The 19,278-nt window shown below is 73.9% G+C and carries 16 protein-coding genes; 6 read left to right on the top strand and 10 right to left on the bottom strand.

Annotated elements, in window-relative coordinates:
• The first annotated feature begins 502 nt into the window (after window positions 1–502).
• Window positions 503–1,864, top strand: a complete 1,362-nt coding sequence (locus tag ACZ5GT_RS04740) for a bifunctional o-acetylhomoserine/o-acetylserine sulfhydrylase (RefSeq protein WP_469014193.1) — start codon at window positions 503–505, stop codon at window positions 1,862–1,864.
• The gene (metX, locus tag ACZ5GT_RS04745) at window positions 1,861–3,021 is read left to right on the top strand and encodes a homoserine O-acetyltransferase MetX (RefSeq protein ID WP_469014761.1); all 1,161 of its coding nucleotides are present in this window, start codon (window positions 1,861–1,863) and stop codon (window positions 3,019–3,021) included. Before ACZ5GT_RS04740 ends, metX begins: the two co-directional genes overlap by 4 nt.
• A gap of 12 nt (window positions 3,022–3,033) precedes the next feature.
• Here metX and ACZ5GT_RS04750 read toward each other — a convergent pair whose 3' ends face one another.
• Window positions 3,034–3,375 carry a DUF5713 family protein gene (locus ACZ5GT_RS04750; protein ID WP_469014195.1) on the bottom strand — a complete coding sequence of 114 codons (342 nt, stop codon included), beginning with the start codon at window positions 3,373–3,375 and terminating at the stop codon, window positions 3,034–3,036.
• 97 nt (window positions 3,376–3,472) lie between these two features.
• Here ACZ5GT_RS04750 and ACZ5GT_RS04755 point away from each other — a divergent pair, with 97 nt between their 5' ends.
• A complete protein-coding gene (locus ACZ5GT_RS04755) occupies window positions 3,473–4,273 on the top strand; it encodes an N-formylglutamate amidohydrolase (RefSeq protein ID WP_469014196.1) in 801 nt (266 codons plus the stop codon).
• Between the two features lie 84 nt (window positions 4,274–4,357).
• On the opposite strand, the gene ACZ5GT_RS04760 is transcribed toward ACZ5GT_RS04755, so the two are convergent.
• From ACZ5GT_RS04760 to ACZ5GT_RS04770, 3 genes are read right to left on the bottom strand one after another with little or no spacing between them, the layout of a single operon-like run.
• On the bottom strand, window positions 4,358–4,900 hold the full coding sequence (locus tag ACZ5GT_RS04760; RefSeq protein WP_469014198.1) for a hypothetical protein: 543 nt from the start codon (window positions 4,898–4,900) through the stop codon (window positions 4,358–4,360).
• Window positions 4,897–5,472: an RNA polymerase sigma factor gene (locus tag ACZ5GT_RS04765; RefSeq protein ID WP_469014200.1), complete on the bottom strand. Its 576-nt coding sequence runs from the start codon at window positions 5,470–5,472 to the stop codon at window positions 4,897–4,899. Before ACZ5GT_RS04765 ends, ACZ5GT_RS04760 begins: the two co-directional genes overlap by 4 nt.
• A gap of 59 nt (window positions 5,473–5,531) precedes the next feature.
• Window positions 5,532–6,968, bottom strand: a complete 1,437-nt coding sequence (locus ACZ5GT_RS04770; protein WP_469014202.1) for a S8/S53 family peptidase — start codon at window positions 6,966–6,968, stop codon at window positions 5,532–5,534.
• Window positions 6,969–7,115: 147 nt separating this feature from the next.
• Between ACZ5GT_RS04770 and ACZ5GT_RS04775 the strand changes: the two genes are divergently transcribed.
• Window positions 7,116–9,680 carry a CHAT domain-containing protein gene (locus ACZ5GT_RS04775; protein WP_469014767.1) on the top strand — a complete coding sequence of 855 codons (2,565 nt, stop codon included), beginning with the start codon at window positions 7,116–7,118 and terminating at the stop codon, window positions 9,678–9,680.
• Window positions 9,681–9,788: 108 nt separating this feature from the next.
• Here ACZ5GT_RS04775 and ACZ5GT_RS04780 read toward each other — a convergent pair whose 3' ends face one another.
• The gene (locus tag ACZ5GT_RS04780) at window positions 9,789–11,765 is read right to left on the bottom strand and encodes a LuxR C-terminal-related transcriptional regulator (RefSeq protein ID WP_469014205.1); all 1,977 of its coding nucleotides are present in this window, start codon (window positions 11,763–11,765) and stop codon (window positions 9,789–9,791) included.
• 71 nt (window positions 11,766–11,836) lie between these two features.
• On the opposite strand from ACZ5GT_RS04780, the gene absR1 reads away from it, so the two are divergent.
• Together absR1 and ACZ5GT_RS04790 are read left to right on the top strand one after the other, a co-directional pair.
• A complete protein-coding gene (gene absR1, locus ACZ5GT_RS04785) occupies window positions 11,837–12,928 on the top strand; it encodes a beta-glucuronidase AbsR1 (RefSeq protein ID WP_469014207.1) in 1,092 nt (363 codons plus the stop codon).
• A 146-nt stretch (window positions 12,929–13,074) separates the two neighbouring features.
• A complete protein-coding gene (locus ACZ5GT_RS04790) occupies window positions 13,075–13,506 on the top strand; it encodes a hypothetical protein (protein ID WP_469014209.1) in 432 nt (143 codons plus the stop codon).
• 17 nt (window positions 13,507–13,523) lie between these two features.
• Here the strand turns inward: ACZ5GT_RS04790 and ACZ5GT_RS04795 are convergent, their stop codons facing one another.
• The 5 genes from ACZ5GT_RS04795 to ACZ5GT_RS04815 all read right to left on the bottom strand — a co-directional run bounded on the left by ACZ5GT_RS04795 (window position 13,524) and on the right by ACZ5GT_RS04815 (window position 19,106).
• Window positions 13,524–14,900: an NtaA/DmoA family FMN-dependent monooxygenase gene (locus tag ACZ5GT_RS04795; RefSeq protein WP_469014212.1), complete on the bottom strand. Its 1,377-nt coding sequence runs from the start codon at window positions 14,898–14,900 to the stop codon at window positions 13,524–13,526.
• 20 nt (window positions 14,901–14,920) lie between these two features.
• Window positions 14,921–16,123, bottom strand: coding sequence for an LLM class flavin-dependent oxidoreductase (locus ACZ5GT_RS04800; protein WP_469014214.1), 1,203 nt, complete (start codon window positions 16,121–16,123; stop codon window positions 14,921–14,923).
• A 131-nt stretch (window positions 16,124–16,254) separates the two neighbouring features.
• Window positions 16,255–17,280: an ABC transporter substrate-binding protein gene (locus ACZ5GT_RS04805; protein WP_469014216.1), complete on the bottom strand. Its 1,026-nt coding sequence runs from the start codon at window positions 17,278–17,280 to the stop codon at window positions 16,255–16,257.
• A gap of 63 nt (window positions 17,281–17,343) precedes the next feature.
• Entirely contained in the window at window positions 17,344–18,129 is a 786-nt protein-coding gene (locus ACZ5GT_RS04810; RefSeq protein WP_469014218.1) for an amino acid ABC transporter ATP-binding protein, read from the bottom strand.
• Window positions 18,126–19,106, bottom strand: coding sequence for an amino acid ABC transporter permease (locus ACZ5GT_RS04815; RefSeq protein WP_469014220.1), 981 nt, complete (start codon window positions 19,104–19,106; stop codon window positions 18,126–18,128). Before ACZ5GT_RS04815 ends, ACZ5GT_RS04810 begins: the two co-directional genes overlap by 4 nt.
• Window positions 19,107–19,278 lie beyond the last annotated feature (172 nt).

Raw genomic sequence — 19,278 nt, forward strand, 5'->3', positions numbered from 1 at the left:
GAGAGGGTGGGGGGGGGAGGGGGGGGGGGAGGGGGGGGGGGGGGAGGGGGGGGGGGGGGGGGGGGGGGGGGGGGAGGGGGGGGGCCCCCCCCCCCCCCCCCCCCCCCCCCGCTTTCGGGGTCGAAGTACCGCTGCGGTACCGGGGGCCGGGTCCGGCAGCGGGCTCCCGCCGCCCGGCGTGACGGACGTGTGCCGTTCGTTCATGAAATTCGTATGTCGGCAGCGGCGCCGGGCTGGTCCGCGGTGGGCGTGTGTGTTTCGCTCTTCGCATGACCTTGCTCGTGACCCGCCGCCACGTCGACCACGGGCGCGTCACGACCACGGGTTGTCGCGCCGTGAGCTGACGCTCCGCCCCGGCCCGTACGTCTCTCCCCGTATGTCTCTCCCCGTTCGCCCCGCCCTCCGGCGTGCCCGCACCCGTACCCCGGGTGCGTCCGCACCGTCCGGATGCGGATCCGCGTATCCGCATCCCGCCGGCACCCAGCAGCAGGAGCCACACATCATGAGCCAGCCCATCGACGCCGTCGCCGCCGGTCACACGCCGGACGACAGCTCCACCGAGCCCGCGACCCCGGCCTGGTCGTTCGAGACCAAGCAGATCCACGCCGGGGCCGTGCCGGACCCGGCGACCGGCGCCCGGGCCACGCCGATCTACCAGACGTCGTCGTTCGTCTTCCGGGACACCCAGCACGCCGCGGACCTGTTCTCGCTCGCCGAGCCCGGCAACATCTACACCCGCATCCACAACCCCACCCAGGACGTCTTCGAGCAGCGGATCGCCGCTCTGGAGGGCGGTGTCGCGGCGGTGGCACTGGCATCTGGGCAGGCCGCGGAGACCCTGGCGATCCTGACCGTGGCCGGGGCCGGCGACCACATCGTCTCCAGCGCCTCGCTGTACGGCGGGACCTACAACCTCCTGCGGCACACGCTGCCGAGGTTCGGCGTCGAGGTGTCCTTCGTCGACGACCCGGACGACGCCGAGGCCTGGCGGGCGGCGGTCCGGCCGAACACCAAGGCGCTGTTCGCGGAGACGCTCGGCAATCCGCGCGGCAACGTGCTCGACGTGCGGGCGGTCGCGGACGTCGCCCACGCGGCGGGTGTGCCGCTGATCGTGGACAACACGGTGCCGACGCCGTACCTGCTGCGGCCGATCGAGCACGGCGCGGACGTCGTCGTGCACTCGGCGACCAAGTTCCTCGGCGGGCACGGCACCACCATCGCGGGCGTGGTCGTGGACGGCGGCACCTTCGACTTCGGGGCGCACCCCGAGCGGTTCCCCGACTTCTCCGAGCCCGACCCCAGCTACCACGGGCTGCGGTACTGGCCGGCGCTCGGTCCGGGCGCGTTCGCGGTCAAGCTGCGGGTGCAGCTGCTGCGCGATCTGGGCCCGGCCCTGTCCCCGCACTCGGCGTTCCTGCTGCTGCAGGGCGTGGAGACGCTGAGCCTGCGCATCGAACGGCACTCCGCGAACGCGCTGGCGCTCGCCGAGTGGCTGGAGCGGCGCGACGAGGTCGCCGCCGTCCACTATCCGGGCCTCGCGTCCAGCCGCTGGCACGAGGCGGCGCGGACCTACCTGCCGCGCGGTGCGGGCGCGGTGGTCTCCTTCGAGCTGCGGGACGGCGTGGAGGCGGGCAAGCGGTTCGTGGACGCGGTGCGGCTGTTCAGCCACCTCGCCAACATCGGCGACGTGCGCAGCCTGATCATCCACCCGGCGTCCACGACGCACAGCCAGCTCGACGAGGAGCAGCTCGCGGCCACCGGGGCCTCGCCGGGCCTGGTGCGCCTGTCGGTCGGCATCGAGAACCTCGAGGACCTCAAGGCCGACCTGGAGGCGGGTTTCCGCGCGGCCAAGGGCGCGTCCTGAACGCCGTCCCCGCGGGCCCGCGTTCCACGGTCCCCCTCCCGCCGGCCACCGGGGCCTGGCGGGAGGGGGACCCGCCTGGGCGGCGCCGGTGGCACGTCCTGGACGGGCCGCTGCCGCTGGAGGCCGGCGGTGAACTGCCGGGCGCACGGCTCGCGTTCGAGACGTGGGGGCGGCTCGCGCCGGACCGCTCGAACGCCGTGCTGGTGCTGCATGCGCTCACCGGCGACAGCCACGTCGCCGGCCCGGCCGGTCCCGGTCATCCGACCCCGGGCTGGTGGGACGGGCTGGTCGGGCCGGGTCTGCCGCTGGACACCGACAGGTTCTTCGTCGTCGCCCCGAACGTGCTGGGCGGCTGCCAGGGCAGTAGCGGCCCGGCCTCGCCGCGCCCCGGCGGGCGGCGCAGCTGGGGCGGGGCGTTCCCGTTCCTGACCCAGCGCGACCAGGTCGCCGCCGAGGCCGCGCTGGCCGACGCGCTCGGCGTCGAGCGGTGGGCGCTGGTCGTCGGCGGCTCGATGGGCGGGATGCGTGCCGTGGAGTGGGCGGTCACCCACCCGGAGCGCACCGGCGCGCTGCTGCTGCTCGCCACGACGGCGGCGGCGAGCGCGGAGCAGATCGCCTGGGCCGCCGTCCAGCTGCACGCCGTCCGGGCGGACCCGCACTGGCAGGGCGGCGACTACCACGACACCGGGCGCGGCCCGCACGCCGGGCTCGGCCTCGCGCGCCGCCTCGCCCACGTCACCTACCGCAGCGAGCCGGAACTCCAGCTCCGCTTCGGCCGTACGCCCCAGGGCGCCGAGGACCCGTTCGGCGGCGGGCGGTACCAGGTCGAGTCGTACCTCGACCACCACGCCGCCAAGCTGGTACGGCGCTTCGACGCGGGCAGCTACGTGGTGCTGACGCAGGCCATGAACGCGCACGACGTCGGGCGCGGCCGCGGCGGCGTGCGGGCCGCTCTGCGCCGGGTCACCGCCCGCACGCTGGTCGCGGGCGTCGACTCCGACCGGCTCTACCCGCTCGCCCAGCAGGCAGAGCTGGCGGCCCACATCCCAGCCGCGGACCAGCTGAGGGTGATCGAGTCGCCGTACGGGCACGACGGGTTCCTGATCGAGACGGATCAGGTCGCCGCGCTGGTGCGGGAGCTGCTGGCGGAGGGCTGAGCGGTCGCGCGGTCACCAGTCGCGGGTGGCGATCAGCTCCTCCACGTCGGCGCCGGGGAACCCGTAGGCGTGGGCGACGAAGCGGAAGTCGCGGGCTATCTCCTCCCGGGCCACGGTCTCGATCTCGCTGCCGGCCGCCTCGAATTCGGCCTGCAGGGCGTTGAACTCCTCGGTCGCCGCGTGCGTCAGGGCGTACAGCGCGGCGAGGTCGGCGGGCCGCTCTGCCTCGATGCGTTCGCACAGGGCCAGCAGCACCGCCCTGCCGCGGTCCACCACCCGGTCGGGGAAGTAGCCGTCCCGGTACAGCGCCGCCAGGAAGGGGTGTGCGGTCACCTGCTGGTTGTCGATGGGCATGCGGTTCCCCCGGTGCTCGGCTCTTCGGACCAGTTGTCGGTCCCGTGTGGCACCTTGATCCTGCACCACGCCACTGACAACGCCCCCGGAGCAGCCCATGCCGTACCCCGCCGCACCGTCCTTCGAGCTTCTGCCCGGCGCGGACGGCTCCCCCGTGATCCTGCACGTGCCTCACTCGGCGCGGGAGATACCGGCCGATGTGCGCGCCGGCATCGTGCTGGACGACGCGGCGCTGGAGCGGGAGCTCGACCACATCACGGACGCGCACACCGCGGAGCTGGCCGGCGCGGCGGCCGGGCTGACCGGAGTGACTCCCTGGCGGTTCGTCAACCGGCTGTCCCGGCTGGTCGTCGATCCGGAGCGGTTCCCGGACGAACGGGAGGAGATGCTGTCCGTCGGGATGGGTGCGGTGTACACGCGGACCACCCACCGGGCCGCGCTGAGGCCCGCGGACACCGACCCGGAGCCGCTGATCGAGCGGTACTTCCGGCCCTACGCACGGGCGATGACGGACGCGGTGGCGGACCGGCTGGCCGCCACCGGCCGGGCGCTGATCATCGACGTGCACTCCTACCCCACCGCGCCGCTCCCCTACGAACTGCACGGCGCGGGCCCCCGGCCGCCGGTGTGCCTCGGCACCGACTCCTTCCACACCCCGCCCGGACTGCTCGCCGCCGCGCGCGAGGCGTTCGCCGGGTGCGGGGAGACGGGGCTGGACAGCCCGTTCAGCGGCGCGTACGTGCCGCTGGAGTTCTACGCGAAGGAGCCCCGGGTAGGCGCGCTGATGGTGGAGATCCGCCGGGACACCTATATGAGCGAGCCGGGCGGCCCGGCCGGCCCCGGGCTCACCGAGCTGGCGTCGGCGCTGGCCGCGCTGGTCGACGCGGTGACCGCCTGAGCCCGGCCGGGCACGGGCCCGCCGCGGGCAGCGAGGGACCGCGGACCCCGCCGGTCACCGGCGGGGTCGGCGAGTGACGGAGTGTCAGGCCGTCAGCCAGTCCGTGACGATCACGCCCTCGCCGGTCCGCAGTTTCAGGGCGAACGGGCCGGCCGGCGCCGCCTCGGACGTGAAGCGGCCCATGGCGTCGGCGGTCAGCGCCGCGCCTCCGTGCGGTCCGCCGAGGACCTCGATGCGGGCCGACTGCGGCGGCAGCACCTGTCCCATCAGCCCGTGCCCGGTCAGTTCCACGTCGACGGTGACCCCGCCCGCCTCGAAGGTCAGCATCCGCGGCGTGTCCGTGGCTCCTCTTACGGGGAGCGCGTGGACCACCGAGTCGAAGGTCAGCTCGGCGACCCGGGCCTCCAGGTCGTGCAGGGCGAAGGCCTCCACGGCGAGCTGCCGCAGCTGGGCCGGCACCGGGTCCAGGATGGCCGCCGCCTGGCGGAGCTCCTCCTCCAGCAGGTCGTCGGAGAACTCGTCGCCGTCCAGGCCGCCGTCGAAACCGCCACCGTCGAAACGGCTGTCGTCGAAGACCTCGTCGCCGTTCGCGCCGTTGGTGCCGTTCGTGCCGTTGATGTCGCTCATGCCGCACCCCGTGCCTCGAGTCGTGCCCGCAGGCGCCGCAGGCAGCGCTGGCGCAGCGGTCCGATGCTGCCCACGGCGATGCCCAGGGCGGCGGACACCTCCTGGTAGCTGGGCGGCGGCGAGGCCATCAGCAGGCGCAGCAACTGGCGGCACCGCTCGCCGAGTTCCTCGAACTCCTGCCACAGGTGCCGGATGCGCTCGGTCTCGGCGGCCGCGTCCTCCGAGTCCAGCAGCGACTGTTCGGGCGTACGGTCCTCGCTGACCCGGTCGAGCAGTTGCGGGTCGTCCGTCACGGTCAGCCGCTTCAGGCTCTTGAGCACCTTCAGGCTCTCGTGGCGGGCGGTGCTCGCCAGCCACGACCCCGCCTTCTCGGGTTCGCGGATGCGTCCCAGGTGCTGGGCGAAGCGGAACCACACGGTCTGGTACACCTCGTGGGCGTCGGCGTCGGAGAGCCGGTGTGCGCGCACGACGGACCACACCAGTGGGCTCAGCCCTTCCACCAACGCTTTCCAGGCCGCCGCGTCACCGTCGACGGCGGACTGGACGAGCGCGCCGACATCTGCACGGTCCACGGCCCCACCCCTCGTGTACGGCAAGACATCGTACGCCGTGGAGGGGGCGGTTCCGGACCTCATGCCGCACCGGCCGGCCGCGTGACCGCGCCCGGGCGCCAGGTGGCGGGGAGCAGCGCGGGCACGTGCGCCCCGCGCACCTCCGCGTAGGCCTCGTTCGCGGCGAGGAGTTGCTTGCGGGCCGCCCGCGCGTCGGTCTGCTGGTGGGCCGTCATGCAGGCGGCGACCAGGCCGGCCGCCACCGGGGTGGCGAAGGAGGTGCCGCTCCAGTTGGCGAAGCCCTCGAACACCACCTGGTCCGCCTTGCCGGCGGCGGGGTTGCCGTCCTCGCTGAGCACTCCGGTGTGCGGCGGGTACTGGCACGTGCACGCGTAGGTGAAGCCGTAGCGGCAGGCGTCGTAGGTGGTGTGCTGGTACACGTACGGCACGGGCGCGTCGAAGCCGGTCAGCGCGCCGGTGAGCCGCTCGCCGGGGGCGTAGACGTTGACCCAGGGACCGTAGTTGGTGAAGCAGGCGCCGTACTCGCCGTCGGCGCGCAGCGCGCCCACCGACAGGACGACGTCCTGGTAGTCGGGCAGGGATGCGTAGGCGGCGGGCCAGAACGGGGAGGCGCTGGAGTTGTTGCCGGCGGCCGCGACCAGCAGGGTGCGCTGGGTGCGCAGTTCCTGCATGAAGCTCTCCACCCCGAGCAGGCCGTCGGTGCGGCCGTTGGAGGTGCCGGCGGACAGGCTCATCACGTCCGGCCAGCCGTCCCGCTCGACGGCGTCGAAGAGGCGCTCGCCGAACTCGGACTCCAGCACGGCGCCGGCGTCGTTGAGGGTGTTGCGCACGGTGACGTCGGTGTTGGGCGCGACGGCCGCGACCAGGCCGGCGATGAACGTGCCGTGGCCGACGTACTGCAGGAGGTTGCCCTCGCCGTCGGTCTCGGTGCCGTGCAGGTCGCCCTGGACGCGGGCGAGCAGCGGGAGGGACGCGTAGTCGTGCGTGAGGCCGTTGTCGACGACGAGGACGCCGACGGCGGTGGCCGGGTCGTGAACGCCTTGTGCGGGGGCCGGGTTGGGGCCCTCGGCGAGCGGCACGGGCACGGGCTCGTCGCCGGGGCAGGAGTTCACCGCGATCGACACCACGTGGTTGCGGCTGACCAGCCGGCGTCCGGCGCGGCCCTCGTTCTCGCGCAGGGCGCGCAGGGCGTGCGCCACGGCCCGGTCGGCCCGCCGGTCGCCCTGGCCGGGGTCGCCGACCTGGATGCGGGTGATGCCGGAGCGGTTGGTCTCCGGGCCCGCCCGGCGCACATGGTCGGCGGTCAGCTCCGGCGCGGCGGTGAAGTGGCTGCGCACGGCGTCCTCGACGAGCCGTGCCTCCTCGCCGTCGCGGGCGAGGACGACGCCCTTCTCGTAGAGGAACTCGGCGGAGTCGTCAGGTCCCATCGCCAGCGGGACGTCCGGCATGGAGCGCTGGATCTGGTGGAACTGCTCGTGAAATCGCTGAGGGGCCATGTGCGTGTCCTCCGGTTGAGGCGGCGTTCGTCAGTGAGAGCGGCGGAGTCGGTGATTGATACAGCACCGAACCTGTGTAAACGGCAACAAGCCACTACCATCCGTGGGGTGACAGCGGGAAGCGAGTCGGTTCTCGAACTATTGCCGATGGTGTTCGCGGCCCCCAACGAGGCTCTGGCACGGGCGCAGGACGTGCTGGCATCCGATCCCTCACCCTGGTCCGCCTCGGTCGCCCACCAGGTGATCGGCATCTGGCAGCGGGACTGGGGCGACCTCAGGCTCGCCCTGCACCATCTGCGCCGCGGCCGCGATCTCGCGGCGCGCTCGGGGTCGGCCGACCGGGAGGCGGACGTGCTGGCCGCGCTGGGGGTGGCGCTGGTGCACGCGGGCCGCACCCGGCAGGGCCTGGAGGCGCTGGAGCGGGGCGTCGCGGTCAGCAGCGGGCACACACGCGCACGCGTGCTGTTCCGGCGGGCCTACGCGTCGTGGGTGCTGGGGCGCCACCGGGAGGCGCTGGAGGACGTGCGCCGGTCGATCTCCGTGCTGCGGCAGGCGGACGACGTCATCTGGACGGCGCGCGCGCTGACCCTGCGCGCCACCGTGCACCTCGCGGTCGGCGCGGTGGACCGGGCGGACGCCGACTTCACCGCCGCGGAGGCGCTGTGGGACACCACGGGCCAGGAACACGACAAGGCCGACGTGGTGGAGAGCCGGGGGCTGGCCGCGTTCCGGGCCGGCGACGTGCCGGCCGCGCTGCGGCTGTTCGACGAGGCCGAGGAGCGCTACGACAAGCTCGGCACGCCGAGTTTCATGCTCTACATCCGGCGCTGCGAGGTGCTGATGGCCGCGGGGCTCGCCTCGGAGGCGCTGGCCGAGGCGGACGCGGCCATCGGGATGCTCGACGGCATCGGCGGGCAGTCGACGCGCAAGGCGGAGCTGCTGCTGGTCGCGGCGCACGCGGCCCGTGTCGCGGGCGATCCGCACACCGCGATAGCGCGCGCGGCGCTGGCCGTGCGGCTGTTCGCGGGCCAGCGCCGCACCTGGTGGGAGACGCACGCCCGGCTGGTGATGCTGGAGGCGCGGGTGGCGGCCGGGCGCCGGTCGGGGCGGCTGGTCGGGGACGCCGCCGCGGTGGCCGAACGGCTCGCCTCCCTCGGCGCGCCGGCCGCGTCGGCGGCGTCGCTGCTGGCCGGGCGGATCGCGCTCGCCCTGGGCTGGACCGCCGACGCCGAGCGGCATCTGGCGGTCGCCGCCCGCAGCCGGTACAGCGGGCCGCCGCTCGCCCGGATCACCGGCTGGGCCGCGCAGGCGCTGCGCGCCCGTGCCGCCGGATCGGGCCGGGGCGTGCTGGAGGCGTGCCGGCGCGGCCTGGGCGTGCTCGACGACCACCGGATGACGCTGGGCGCCTCGGAGCTGCGCGCGCGTGCCACCGCGCAGGGCGCGGAGCTGGCCGCGCTGGCCCAGCAGGTCAGTCTGGAGTCCGGCGGGCCGCGGCGGCTGCTGACCTGGAGTGAGCGCTGGCGGGCCACCGTGCTGTCGGCGCCGCCCACCCGCCCGCCGGCCGACCCGGTGCTGCAGAGCAGGCTGACCGCGTTCCGGGAGATCGCCGCCCGCGCCGAGGCCGCCCGCACGGAGGGCCGTCCGGTGCCGGTCCTGGAGCGGGAGCAGCGCCGTCTGGAGCGGGAGATCCGGTCCCGGACGCTGCACATGCGCGGGGACGCGCCGGGCGCCGAGGAACGTTTCGACGTCGGCCGGCTGCTGCGGCGGCTGGGCGGGACGCGGCTGGTGGAGCTCGCCGTGCTCGACGGGCGGGTGCAGGTGCTGTTGTGCGGGGACGGGCGGGTCCGCAGGTTCGAGGCGGGGCTGATCGCCGACGCGGAGGTGGAGGCCGAGCATGTGCAGGCCGGGCTGCGGCGGCTCGCCCACCCCGGTGCTGATGCCCGGCTTCCGGTGGTGGAGGCCGCGGGCCGCCGTCTGGAGGAACTGCTGCTGGGGCCGGCCGCCGCGCGGCTGGGGTCCGGGCCGGTCGTGGTGGTGCCGCCGGGCCGACTGCACCGGGTGCCGTGGGCGCTGCTGCCGTCGCTGCGGGACCGGGTGCTCAGTGTGTCGCCGTCGGCGAGCAGCTGGCTGCGCGCCCGGGAGACCGAGCCGCCGCCGGGCGGCCGGCACGTGCTGGTGCGCGGGCCGGGCCTGGCCAGCGGCGGGGCGGAGGTGCCGGAGCTGGCCGACCGGTACGGCGGCGCGACGCTGCTGGAGCACGACGACGCGCGCGTGCCGCGGGTGCTGGAGGAGCTCGACGGCGCCGCCCTGGCCCACATCGCCGCGCACGGCACCTTCCGCGCCGACAGTCCGCTGTTCTCGTCGCTGCGGATGGCCGACGGCCCCATCGTCGTGCACGACTTCGAACGCCTGGACCGCAGCCCGTACCGGATCATCCTGTCCTGCTGCGACACCGCCCGGTTCGCCTCGGTGGGCGCGGACGAACTGCTCGGGCTGGTCACCGCGCTGCTGCCGCTGGGCACGGCGGGGGTGGTCGCGAGCAGCGCGCCCGTCAACGACGATGCGGTGGTGTCGTTGATGCTCGCCCTGCACAAGGGCGTGAGCGGCGGCCTGTCCCTGGCGGAGGCGCTGCGCGACGCGCGGGCCGCGCTGCCGGGGGACGCGCTGCACCAGGCGACGGGGTGGGCGTTCACCGCGTTCGGTGCGGCCTGAGCGGCTCGCGGCCGCCGGGCGGCGCCGGTTGTTGTGATCGCGGCGGCGCGGGTGGCGGCCTGACCCCTCCCCCGATCACGGGGGTCAGACCGCCTGCTCGGGGGCGGCTCAGGCGGACCGCGTGTCCGGCAGGTCCACCAGCCACGGCAGCGCTCCGCGGTCGCTGGCACCGAGCCGCGCGTAGGCGCTGTAGAGGTGGTTGCCGACCGTGCGGACCGACAGCGTCAGCCGTTCCGCGATCTGCCGGTTGCTCAGGCCCGCGGCGGCGAGGGCGACGATCTGCCGCTGCCGGGCGGTGAGTTCGCCCAGGACCAGGCCGGACAGGGCGGGGGTGCGGGCGCCCTGGCAGCGGCGGGCCAGGGCGACGGCGCGGGTGCGCGAGGTGCGGGCGGCCCGCGGGTCGCGGTGTGCCGCCACGGCCTGGGCGCGCGCCTCGGCGGCGAACAGCAGGAAGCCGGCCGCCTCCAGTTCCTCGGCGGCCCGGTCCAGGCCGGGCCCGTCGCCGCGCGTCAGGGCGTCGGCGTGGAGCGCGAACACGCTGTCCGCCGGAAGCCGGCCGCCGGCCTTCTCCGGTGCGCCGAGGCGGACGGCGTCGTACCGTACGGGTTCTCCACCGTCGTTCCGTACAGCGTCGTGGCGGACGGCGTCGTAGCGCGCGGGTGCTCCGCCCGCCGGACCGGCGCCGTACCCGCGTTCCCCGGCGTCGGCGGCGTCAGCGGTGTCGGGGAGGTCGGCGAGCGTCTTCAGCGCCCCGTCGACGTCACCGCGGGCCGCGGCCAGCCACACCGCGGCCGCGCCGAGCTCCGGCCGCCCGTCCACGGCCTCCTGGGCGGTGGCCGTGTCCCCGGTCTGCGCGACGGCCAGGGCGAGTTCGGCGCGGCACTCCGCGTCGTCCGGGGCCGTGCGCATCCCCTCCCGCGCCCAGGCCGCCGCCTCCCGCAGCTCGCCACGCAGCCGCGCGTACCGCGCGCGTACGGCCGCGTACCCGGCCGGCACCGGTGCGCCCTCCTGCGCCAGCCACTCCCCCACGGGTGTCGGCGTGCCCCGCACGTCGGCCCGCTCGATCCGCCGGACCAGCGCGGCCTCCTCGGTCTTGAGGGCCGGTCCGCAGTCGTCCGGGGTGCGGGCCAGCCGCCTCGCCCGCAGCCTGCCGGCCGCGGCCCGCAGCACCGGGCCGTGCAGGGGGTGGGCGAGGCGGACGGCGCCCCGGTCGTCGACGTGGATCAGGCCGTCGGTCTCCAGGGGTTCGAGGACCCGCGGGTCGAAGTCGTCGACGTGCGGGGCGAGCGGCTCGTCGAAGGCGAGGCGTTCCAGGGTCTCCCGCTCCTGCGGGCCGGGACGCTCCAGGACCCGCGCGGCGCGGGCGCGGACGGTCGCCGTCAGGGGCAGCGGGCCGCGCATCGCCCAGGCGTCGGCGTCGGCGTGCGGCAGCCGGCGCAGCAGTCCGCGCTCGCGCGCGGCGTCGACCAGGTCGCGCAGCAGCCGCAGGTCACCCCGGCACAGGCGGTGCAGCCGGTTCAGGGTGAGCGGTTCCAGTCCCCCGTCGACGGCCGAGGCGAGGAGTTGTTCGGTGTCCTGGCGGGGCAGCGGTTCGAGGGCGAGGCGGGGCAGCAGCTCGTCGGTCCACAACCGGGACACGGCGCCGGGCACCGGGGCGTCGTCGGCCGCGGCGACGACCAGCCGGGTGCGGCCGTGCACGGCGAGCTGGTGCACCAGGGCGGCCGAGGAGTCGTCGAGCAGATGGGCGTCGTCGACCAGCAGCAGCCGGGTGCCGGACAGCAGTTGGACCGCGCGGTGCAGGGAGACCTGCTCGGGCAGCAGGTGGGTGAACGCGGCGAAGGGGATGTGCCGGGTCCCGGGCGTGCCGGCCGCGCGGGCGCGGTCGCCGCCCCGTACGGCCTCGGTGATCAGGCGGGTCTTGCCGCAGCCCGTCGGGCCGGTCACCACGATGCCCGGCCGGCCGCCGGACAGGGACCGGCGGATCAGTTCGAGTTCGTCCTCACGTCCGGTGAACGGCCAGGGCAGTGCGAGTGTCTTCGCTTCGCGTTCGAAAGTCGTCACGGGAGTATGAGCACGTGTACTCATGCCTGATACAGGGTGACTTGAGTAGCCCCCGACTCAGGCGCCCGGGCGCCCGGCGGCGGCAGGCTGTGCGCATGGCCGGACGCTACTGCTCCCTCACGCGGCAGTCGGCCCCCGCATTCGCGCCGGGGCTGACCGCCGAGCGGCGTGGTGCGCTCGTCGGCGGCAGCCGGATGTGGGTCAACGGCACGGTTCTGCACTACTGCTTCTTCGACCGCGACACCGACGCCTCCGTCATCCCGGTTGCGGGGACCGGGCAGTCGCGGCGGGTGTCGTGGGTCGGCGCCGAGGAGCAGCGGGACGTGGTGCGCCAGTGCTTCGGGGAGTGGCAGGGCCTCGGGATCGGGGTGTCGTTCGTCGAGGTCGGCGACCGTTCGGAGGCGGAGCTGCGCATCGGGTTCCAGCCCGGTGACGGTTCCTGGTCGGCCGTGGGCAGGGACGCGCTGCGGGCCGGCGTGAACGACCGCACGATGAACTTCGGCTGGGACCTGACCGCGCCCGGGGAGCGCGGGACGGCCCTGCACGAGATCGGGCACGCGCTCGGGATGCTGCACGAGCACCAGAGTCCGTACGCCGGTCTGCTGTGGGACGACGAGGCGGTCTACGCCGACCTGGCGGGCCCGCCGAACCACTGGAGCCGGGACACCACGTTCTTCAACGTCCTGCGCAAGCTGGACCGGGACGAGGCCAACGCCGGTGTCTGGGATCCGCAGTCGGTCATGGAGTTCGGCTTCCCGTCCGGGCTGATCCTGGAGCCCGAGCAGTTCCGCGGCGGCCTGCACCCGCCCGGCACGCTCTCGCCGGCCGACAAGGAGTTCGTGCTGCGCTGGTACCCGCCGGCCGGCCCGGCCTCCGTGCCGCCGCCAGCGCTGGTGCCCTTCCGATCCGTGCCGCTCGGTCTCCAACCGGGTGAGCAGGCCGACTTCGTCGTCGAGCCGCCGGAGACCCGCGACTACACCGTGGGGACCTTCGGCGACAGCGACACGGTCGTCGTGGTCTTCGAGGAGCGGGACGGGGAGCCCCGTTACCTCGCCGGCCACGACGACGGGGGGACCCCGCACAACGCCACTATCAGGGCCCGGTTCGTCAAGGGCCGCCGCTACTTCGTCCGCGTGCGTCTGTACTCCGCCTGGGGACCGGGACAGACAGCGGTCATGTGCTGGTGACAGCACTGATCCGCGGCACGCGGGCGGCCGGACCACTGTCCGGCGCCGGGGGAGGGGCCCCGGACGCCACCTTCGGGGGAGGGTGACGTCCGGGGCCACGCCACGCCCCTCGCCGCGTTGTCAGTGGGGGCGGGTAGCTTCGGGGCATGGACGTGATCAGCGGATACCTCATCGGTGAGAGCCTGCGCCCCGGCGCCGCGTTCGAGCACCCCGGCCTGCGCCTGCGCAGGGTCGGCCGCCTCGACGTCTCGGAGAGCACCACTGCCGCCCAGCCCCGGCACTGGACGTTCGTGGAGTGGGAGTACCACCCCGAGAGCGCCGCGATCACGGGAACCGCCGAGATCACGGAGACCGCCGAGATCACGGACGGTGTCGACGGGCTCGCGCAGGCACTCGCCGCCGTGCTGGAGCCGGAGAACGGCTGGTACACCGACTTCGTCGCCGGGGACGAGCGCGTCGTCGTGTTCGCCGGGAAGGTCTTCCGCTACCGGCGCGGCGACGAGGCGGGCCGCGCCGAAGCGGTCGCGTACGGCAGGTCGGTCGGCACGCCCGCGCATCAGCTCGACTGGCGGGAGTGATCGCCTGACCGGTGGGGTCAGGAAGCGGCCCGCCGGCCCTCCCCCGGGTCGTCGGGGTGGGTGAGGCCGAGGTGGTGGCGGAGGGTCGGGCCCTCGTAGTCGGTGCGGTAGACGCCCTGTTCCTGCAGCAGCGGGACGACCGTGTCGGCGAAGCCGTCGAGGCCGCCGGGGGTGATGTGCGGGACCAGGATGAATCCGTCGGCAGCGTCGGCCTGGACGTAGTCGTTGATGGTCCGCGCGACGGTCTGCGGGGAGCCGATGAAGTTCTGGCGGTTGCCGGTGTTGATGACCAGCTCGCGGATGGACCAGTTGTTGGCGGCGGCGAGTTCGCGCCACTCGCGGGCGGTGGCGACCGGGTCGCGGTACATGCGGACCTGGGCGCGGCCCTCGGCGATGTGGGTGTCGCTCACGTCCGGGTCGATATCGGGCAGTGGGCCGTCCGGGTCGTAGGAGGACAGGTCCCGGTTCCAGACGAACTCCAGGTGCTTGATGGCGGTGGCCCCGCTGACCTGCTTGCGGCGCACCTCGCGGGCGAGTTCCTCGGCCTCGGCGTCGGTGTCGCCGAGCACGAAGGTGGCGGCGGGGAGGATGAGCAACTGCTCTGGGCGGCGACCGTACTTGGGCAGGCGGCTCTTGACGTCCGTGTAGAAGGCCTGGCCTGCCTCCAGGGTGGAGTGCCGGCTGAAGATGGCGTCGGCGCCGGACGCGGCGAACTCCCGGCCCTCGTCGGAGTCGCCGGCCTGGAAGATCACCGGGCGGCCCTGCGGGGAGCGGGGGACGTTGAACTGGCCGTGGATGTCGAAGTGCTGCCCGTGGTGGACGAACGCGCCGGCCTTCGCGTCCCGCAGGAAGGTGCCGGTGGCCTGGTCGGCGATGATCTCGTCGCCGTGCCAGGAGTCGAACAGTTCGTTCGCGGTGGCCAGGAACTCCTTCGCGCGGGAGTAGCGCTCCTCCTGCGGCAGGAAGCCGCCGCGCCGGAAGTTCTCGCCGGTGAACGCGTCCCAGGAAGTGACGACGTTCCAGGCGGAGCGGCCGCCGGAGAGGTGGTCGAGGGAGGCGAACTGGCGGGCGACCTCGTAGGGCTCGTTGAAGGTGGAGTTGATGGTGCCGGTCAGGCCCAGGCGCTCGGTGACGGCGGCGAGCGCGGCGAGGACGGTGAAGGTGTCGGGGCGGCCGACGACGTCCAAGTCGTAGATCTTGCCGCCCTGTTCGCGCAGCCGCAGGCCTTCGGCGAGGAACAGGAAGTCGAATTTGGCGCGTTCGGCGGTGCGCGCGAAGTGGACGAAGGAGCTGAACTCGATGTGGCTGCCGGCCTCGGGGTCGCTCCAGACGGTGGTGTTGTTGACGCCCGGGAAGTGCGCGGCCAGATGTATCTGCTTCAGCGGCTCGGTCATGGTCGTGAGGTCCTTCCGGCTCAGGCGGTGGCTGCGTAGCGGTTGGCGGGGCGGGCCAGGCCCAGGAGTCCGCGCAGGGTGCCGGCCTCGTAGGAGCGGCGGAAGACGCCGCGGCGCTGGAGTTCGGGGACCAGGCCGCGGGTGATGGCGGGCAGGTCGTGTCCGAGGACGGCGGGCCGGAGCCGGAAGCCGGTCAGTCCTGCGGACCGCAATTCCTGGAGCAAGTCGGCGAGTTGGGAGGGGGTGCCGGTGAAGATCGGGGCGTCGCCGGTGTACTCCTCGCCGTCGAGGGCGTCGAGGCGCTGCTTGCGGGCCGCGGCCTGGCCTGGGGTGTCGTCCAGGAAGACGACGAGGTCGCCGAAGACGTGCAGCGGCTCGTCGGCGCGGCCCGCCGTCTCCTGCTCGGCGCGGATCTCGGCGACGATCGCGCGGGCCTGGCCGGCGTCGTGCGGGGTGACGTAGCCGACGTCGGCCTGGCGGGCCAGCAGCCGGTAGGGGACGGTCCGGTGGGCGAGGGCGGTGACGAGCGGCTGGCCCTGCGGCGGGCGCGGGGTGATGGAGGGGCCCTTGACGCTGAAGAAGCGGCCCTCGAAGTCGATGTAGTGCAGCTTGTCGCGGTCGATGAAGCGGCCGGTGGCGACGTCCCGGATCTCCGCGTCGTCCTCCCAGCTGTCCCACAGCCGGCGCACGACCTCCACGTGGTCGGCGGCCTCGTCGAAGAGGTCGGTCACCGCCGGGCTGTCGTGGCCGTCGAGGTGGTCGACGGTGCGGCGGCCGAAGTGGTCGGCCTCGTGCTGCCGGGCGGTGATCTGCACCCGCAGACCGGCGCGGCCGGAGCTGACGTGGTCGAGGGTGGCGATCGCCTTGGAGATGTGGAACGGCTCGGTGTGGGTGGCGATCACGGTCGGCACCAGGCCGATGTGCCGGGTGAGCGGGGCGATGCGGGCGGCGGTCAGGACGGCGTCGAGGCGTCCGCGGACCTGGTCGGTGCGCCCGTCGAGGTCGAAGGGGTGCGAGGACTGCGGGCCGAGGCCGTCCTCGAAGGTCACGAAGTCGATGAGGCCGCGCTCGGCCTCGGCGACCAGGCCGGCCCAATAGGCGGCGGTGAACAGTTCCCTGGGCCGGGCCACCGGTTCGCGCCAGGAGGCGGGGTGCCAGCCGGTGCCGTCCAGGGCGACGGCGAGGTGGAGGGCGGCCGGGGAGGGTGCGGTGGACGATGTCACGGGGTGCCTTCCGGTGAGTCCGAAGTCCGTACGGAGCGCCGGCCCCCGCGCGGACGGGGGCACGGCGGCGGGCGTGCGCGGTGGGAGGGAGCGCCCCCGGCCGTGGGCCGGGGGCTGCCGGGTCCCGCCGGTCAGGAGTTGTCCAGCGGCAGTCCGGGCGGGTTGACCAGGGACTTGGCGACCGCCTCGTTGGAGAGGTTCCAGGCGGCCAGCCACTTGGCGTACTGGCCGCTGTCGATGAGGTGGTTGATCGCGTCGGCGAGGGGCTTGGCCAGACCGCTGTCCTTCTTGGCGGTGGCCGCGATCAGGCCCTGCAGGTCGGCGCCCGCGCCGGAGAACTTGCCCGCGTTGCGGGTCGGCTGCGGAGTCTTGGCGACCTGGGTGATGTGGTAGGCGATGCCGGGGTTGGGGCCGAAGTAGGCGTCGATCTTGCCGCTGCCCAGGGCCAGGTAGGTGCTGTTGCTGTCCTGGAAGTACTTGACGGTGAGCTTCTTGCCCTCGCTCTCCAGCTTCTTCTTCCACTCCAGCAGGATCTTCTCCTGGTTGGTGCCGGAGCCGACGGCCACGGTGAGGCCGGCCAGGTCGCGGTAGTCGCCGTCGAAGTTCCAGTTGCTCTTCTCGGGCACCTCGAAGGCGAGGTTGTCCTGCCGGTAGGAGGCGAACTCGTACTTCTTCTTGCGTTCCTCGGTGTCGGTGACGTTGGAGAAGGCGACGTCGACCTTGCCGCTGTCGATGCCGACGAAGAGGTTCTCCCAGGTGGAGTTCTTCAGTTCGGGCTTCAGGCCGAGGACCGCGGCGACCAGGCGGCCGAGGTCGGGCTCGGCGCCGGTGAGGGACTTCTGGTCGCTGCCGACGTACGCCAGCGGCGGGAAGCCGGACGGCAGCGCGCCGACGCCGATGACCAGCTTGCCGGACTTGCGCACATCGGCGGGCAGTTCGGCGCTGATGGACTTCACCTCGGCGACCTTGAGGGTGGTCTCCTTCGCGGCGCCGTTGGACAGCCGTCCCACGGTCACGGACCCGGCGGCGGCGCTGCCGGTGCCGGTGGCGGCGTCGCTGTCGCCGCCGCAGGCGGCGAGCCCGGCGGCGAGGGCGGTGACGGCGGTGGCCGCCGTGAGGCCGCGCAGCAGGTGGCGTCGGGAGATGCGGGAAGGCATGGCTGTTCCTTGTCGTTCGGTGAGGGTGCTCACTGGTGTTGCCGGTGTTATGTGTGGGAGGGGTCAGAGGACCTTGCTCAGGAAGTCCCGGGTCCGCTCGTGGCGGGGGTGGTCCAGGACCTGGCCGGGCGGGCCCTGCTCGACGACCCGGCCGCCGTCGAGGAAGACGATCCGGTCGGCGATCCGGCGGGCGAAGCCGATCTCGTGGGTGACGATGACGAGCGTGGTTCCGCCGCTCGCCAGGTCCTCGATGACGGCGAGGACTTCGCCGACGAGTTCGGGGTCGAGGGCGGAGGTGGGTTCGTCGAAGAGGATGACGCCGGGGCGCTGGGCAAGCGCGCGGGCGATGGCCACCCGCTGCTGCTGGCCGCCGGACAGCTGGCGCGGGTAGGCGCCGGTCCGGTCGGCGAGGCCGACCCTGCCGAGCAGTTCGCGGGCGAGTTCCCGCGCCTCGGTCCTGCCGAGGCGGCCGGTGGCGACGGGCGCGGCGGCCACGTTGTCCAGCACGGTCAGGTGCGGGAATAGGTTGAAGTTCTGGAAGACGAAGCCGATGCGGCCGCGCTGGGCCAGGATGGCCCGCTCGCTCAGCTCCTTCAGCTTCTCGCCGTGCCGGCGTACGCCGATCGGCTCGCCGCCCACGCTGACGTAGCCGATCTCCGGTCTCTCCAGGTGGTTCATCACCCGCAGCAGGGTCGACTTGCCGGAGCCGGACGGGCCGAGGATCACCGTGACCTCGCCGGGTCGCACGGTCAGGTCGATGCCGTCCAGGACGCGGTGGGTGCCGTACCACTTGTGCACGTCGTGCACCTCGACCGCGGCGGGCCGGGTGCCGAGGGTCTCGGCGCTCATACGGCGGCCTCCCCGCGCGCACGGTCCCGCAGGTCGCGCAGGCCCGTGCGGAGCTTCTGCAGCGGCGTCGGCGGCAGGGAGCGGGTGGCGCCCCGGGCGTAGTACCGCTCGACGTAGAACTGGGCGACGGACACCAGGCTGGTCAGGATCAGGTACCAGACGGTGACCACCAGCAGCAGCGGCACGATGTCGCCGGGGTAGGTGCTGCCCATCGTCTGCGCGGAGCCGAACAGGTCGAGCAGGGACACGTAGAAGACCAGTGAGGTTCCCTTGATCAGGCCGATGAGCTGGTTGACATAGTTGGGGACGATCGACCGCAGCGCCTGCGGCAGGACGATCCTGGTGAACTGGTAGCCCTTGGGCAGGCCGAGCGCCGCGGCGGCCTCGTGCTGGCCCTGGTCGACGGAGAGGATGCCGCCGCGGACGACCTCGGCGGCGTAGGCGGCCTCGTTGAGGCTGAGGCCGACGACGGCGACCACCATGTCGGTGGCGAGCCTGGACTCGTCGAAGGTGAGGAAGGCGGGCCCGAAGGGGACGCCGAGGCTCAACGTCTCGTACAGGGCGCTGAAGTTGTAGAGGAACAGCAGCACCACGATCAGCGGGACGGAGCGCAGCGCCCAGACGTACGTCCAGCTGACCGCGCGCAGCACCGGGGACTTCGAGAGGCGGGCCAGGGCGAGCAGGACGCCCCCGACGAGGCCCAGCACGGCGCTGTAGGCGGTGACCTCCAGGGTGATGAGCAGCCCGTCCAGGATCGTCGGCCGCAGGAACCAGTAGCCGAACCGGTCCCACTGGTAGAAGGGGTTGGTCGCCAGGCCGTGCACAAACTGGGCCACCAGGACCAGGACGACCGCGGTGGCGATCCAGCGTCCGGGCCGCCGCAGCGGCTGGACGCGCTGTGCTGACAAGGGTTTTGACGGTGTGTCGGCGGGCGGCGCCCCGGCGAGGGACACGGCGGCGCCTGGGAGTTCGCTCATGGAGGGCTCCGGCTGGGTCGGACACCCCGGGCCGTGACGGCGTGTGCCGCTACGGCGTGCGGCGCATACGCGCAGGCGTACGGACCGGGGGCGGAAAGGACAACGGCACACCGCGCGGGCGGTGTTCGTCAGGGATGCGCGGGCCGGTCAGGCCGGTGGCCGGCCTGGGGGC

The organism is Streptomyces sp. NPDC031340, from assembly GCF_055569945.1.

Coding starts and splice junctions, on each gene's coding strand:
- ACZ5GT_RS04760 (WP_469014198.1), bottom strand. CDS start 4,900: ATGAGCGACATCAACGGCACGAACGGCACCAACGGCGCGAACGGCGAC.
- absR1 (WP_469014207.1), top strand. CDS start 11,837: ATGGCCGGACGCTACTGCTCCCTCACGCGGCAGTCGGCCCCCGCATTC.
- ACZ5GT_RS04740 (WP_469014193.1), top strand. CDS start 503: ATGAGCCAGCCCATCGACGCCGTCGCCGCCGGTCACACGCCGGACGAC.
- ACZ5GT_RS04795 (WP_469014212.1), bottom strand. CDS start 14,900: ATGACCGAGCCGCTGAAGCAGATACATCTGGCCGCGCACTTCCCGGGC.
- ACZ5GT_RS04810 (WP_469014218.1), bottom strand. CDS start 18,129: ATGAGCGCCGAGACCCTCGGCACCCGGCCCGCCGCGGTCGAGGTGCAC.
- ACZ5GT_RS04755 (WP_469014196.1), top strand. CDS start 3,473: ATGCCGTACCCCGCCGCACCGTCCTTCGAGCTTCTGCCCGGCGCGGAC.
- ACZ5GT_RS04790 (WP_469014209.1), top strand. CDS start 13,075: ATGGACGTGATCAGCGGATACCTCATCGGTGAGAGCCTGCGCCCCGGC.
- ACZ5GT_RS04750 (WP_469014195.1), bottom strand. CDS start 3,375: ATGCCCATCGACAACCAGCAGGTGACCGCACACCCCTTCCTGGCGGCG.
- ACZ5GT_RS04775 (WP_469014767.1), top strand. CDS start 7,116: ATGGTGTTCGCGGCCCCCAACGAGGCTCTGGCACGGGCGCAGGACGTG.
- ACZ5GT_RS04815 (WP_469014220.1), bottom strand. CDS start 19,106: ATGAGCGAACTCCCAGGCGCCGCCGTGTCCCTCGCCGGGGCGCCGCCC.
- ACZ5GT_RS04770 (WP_469014202.1), bottom strand. CDS start 6,968: ATGGCCCCTCAGCGATTTCACGAGCAGTTCCACCAGATCCAGCGCTCC.
- ACZ5GT_RS04805 (WP_469014216.1), bottom strand. CDS start 17,280: ATGCCTTCCCGCATCTCCCGACGCCACCTGCTGCGCGGCCTCACGGCG.
- ACZ5GT_RS04780 (WP_469014205.1), bottom strand. CDS start 11,765: ATGAGTACACGTGCTCATACTCCCGTGACGACTTTCGAACGCGAAGCG.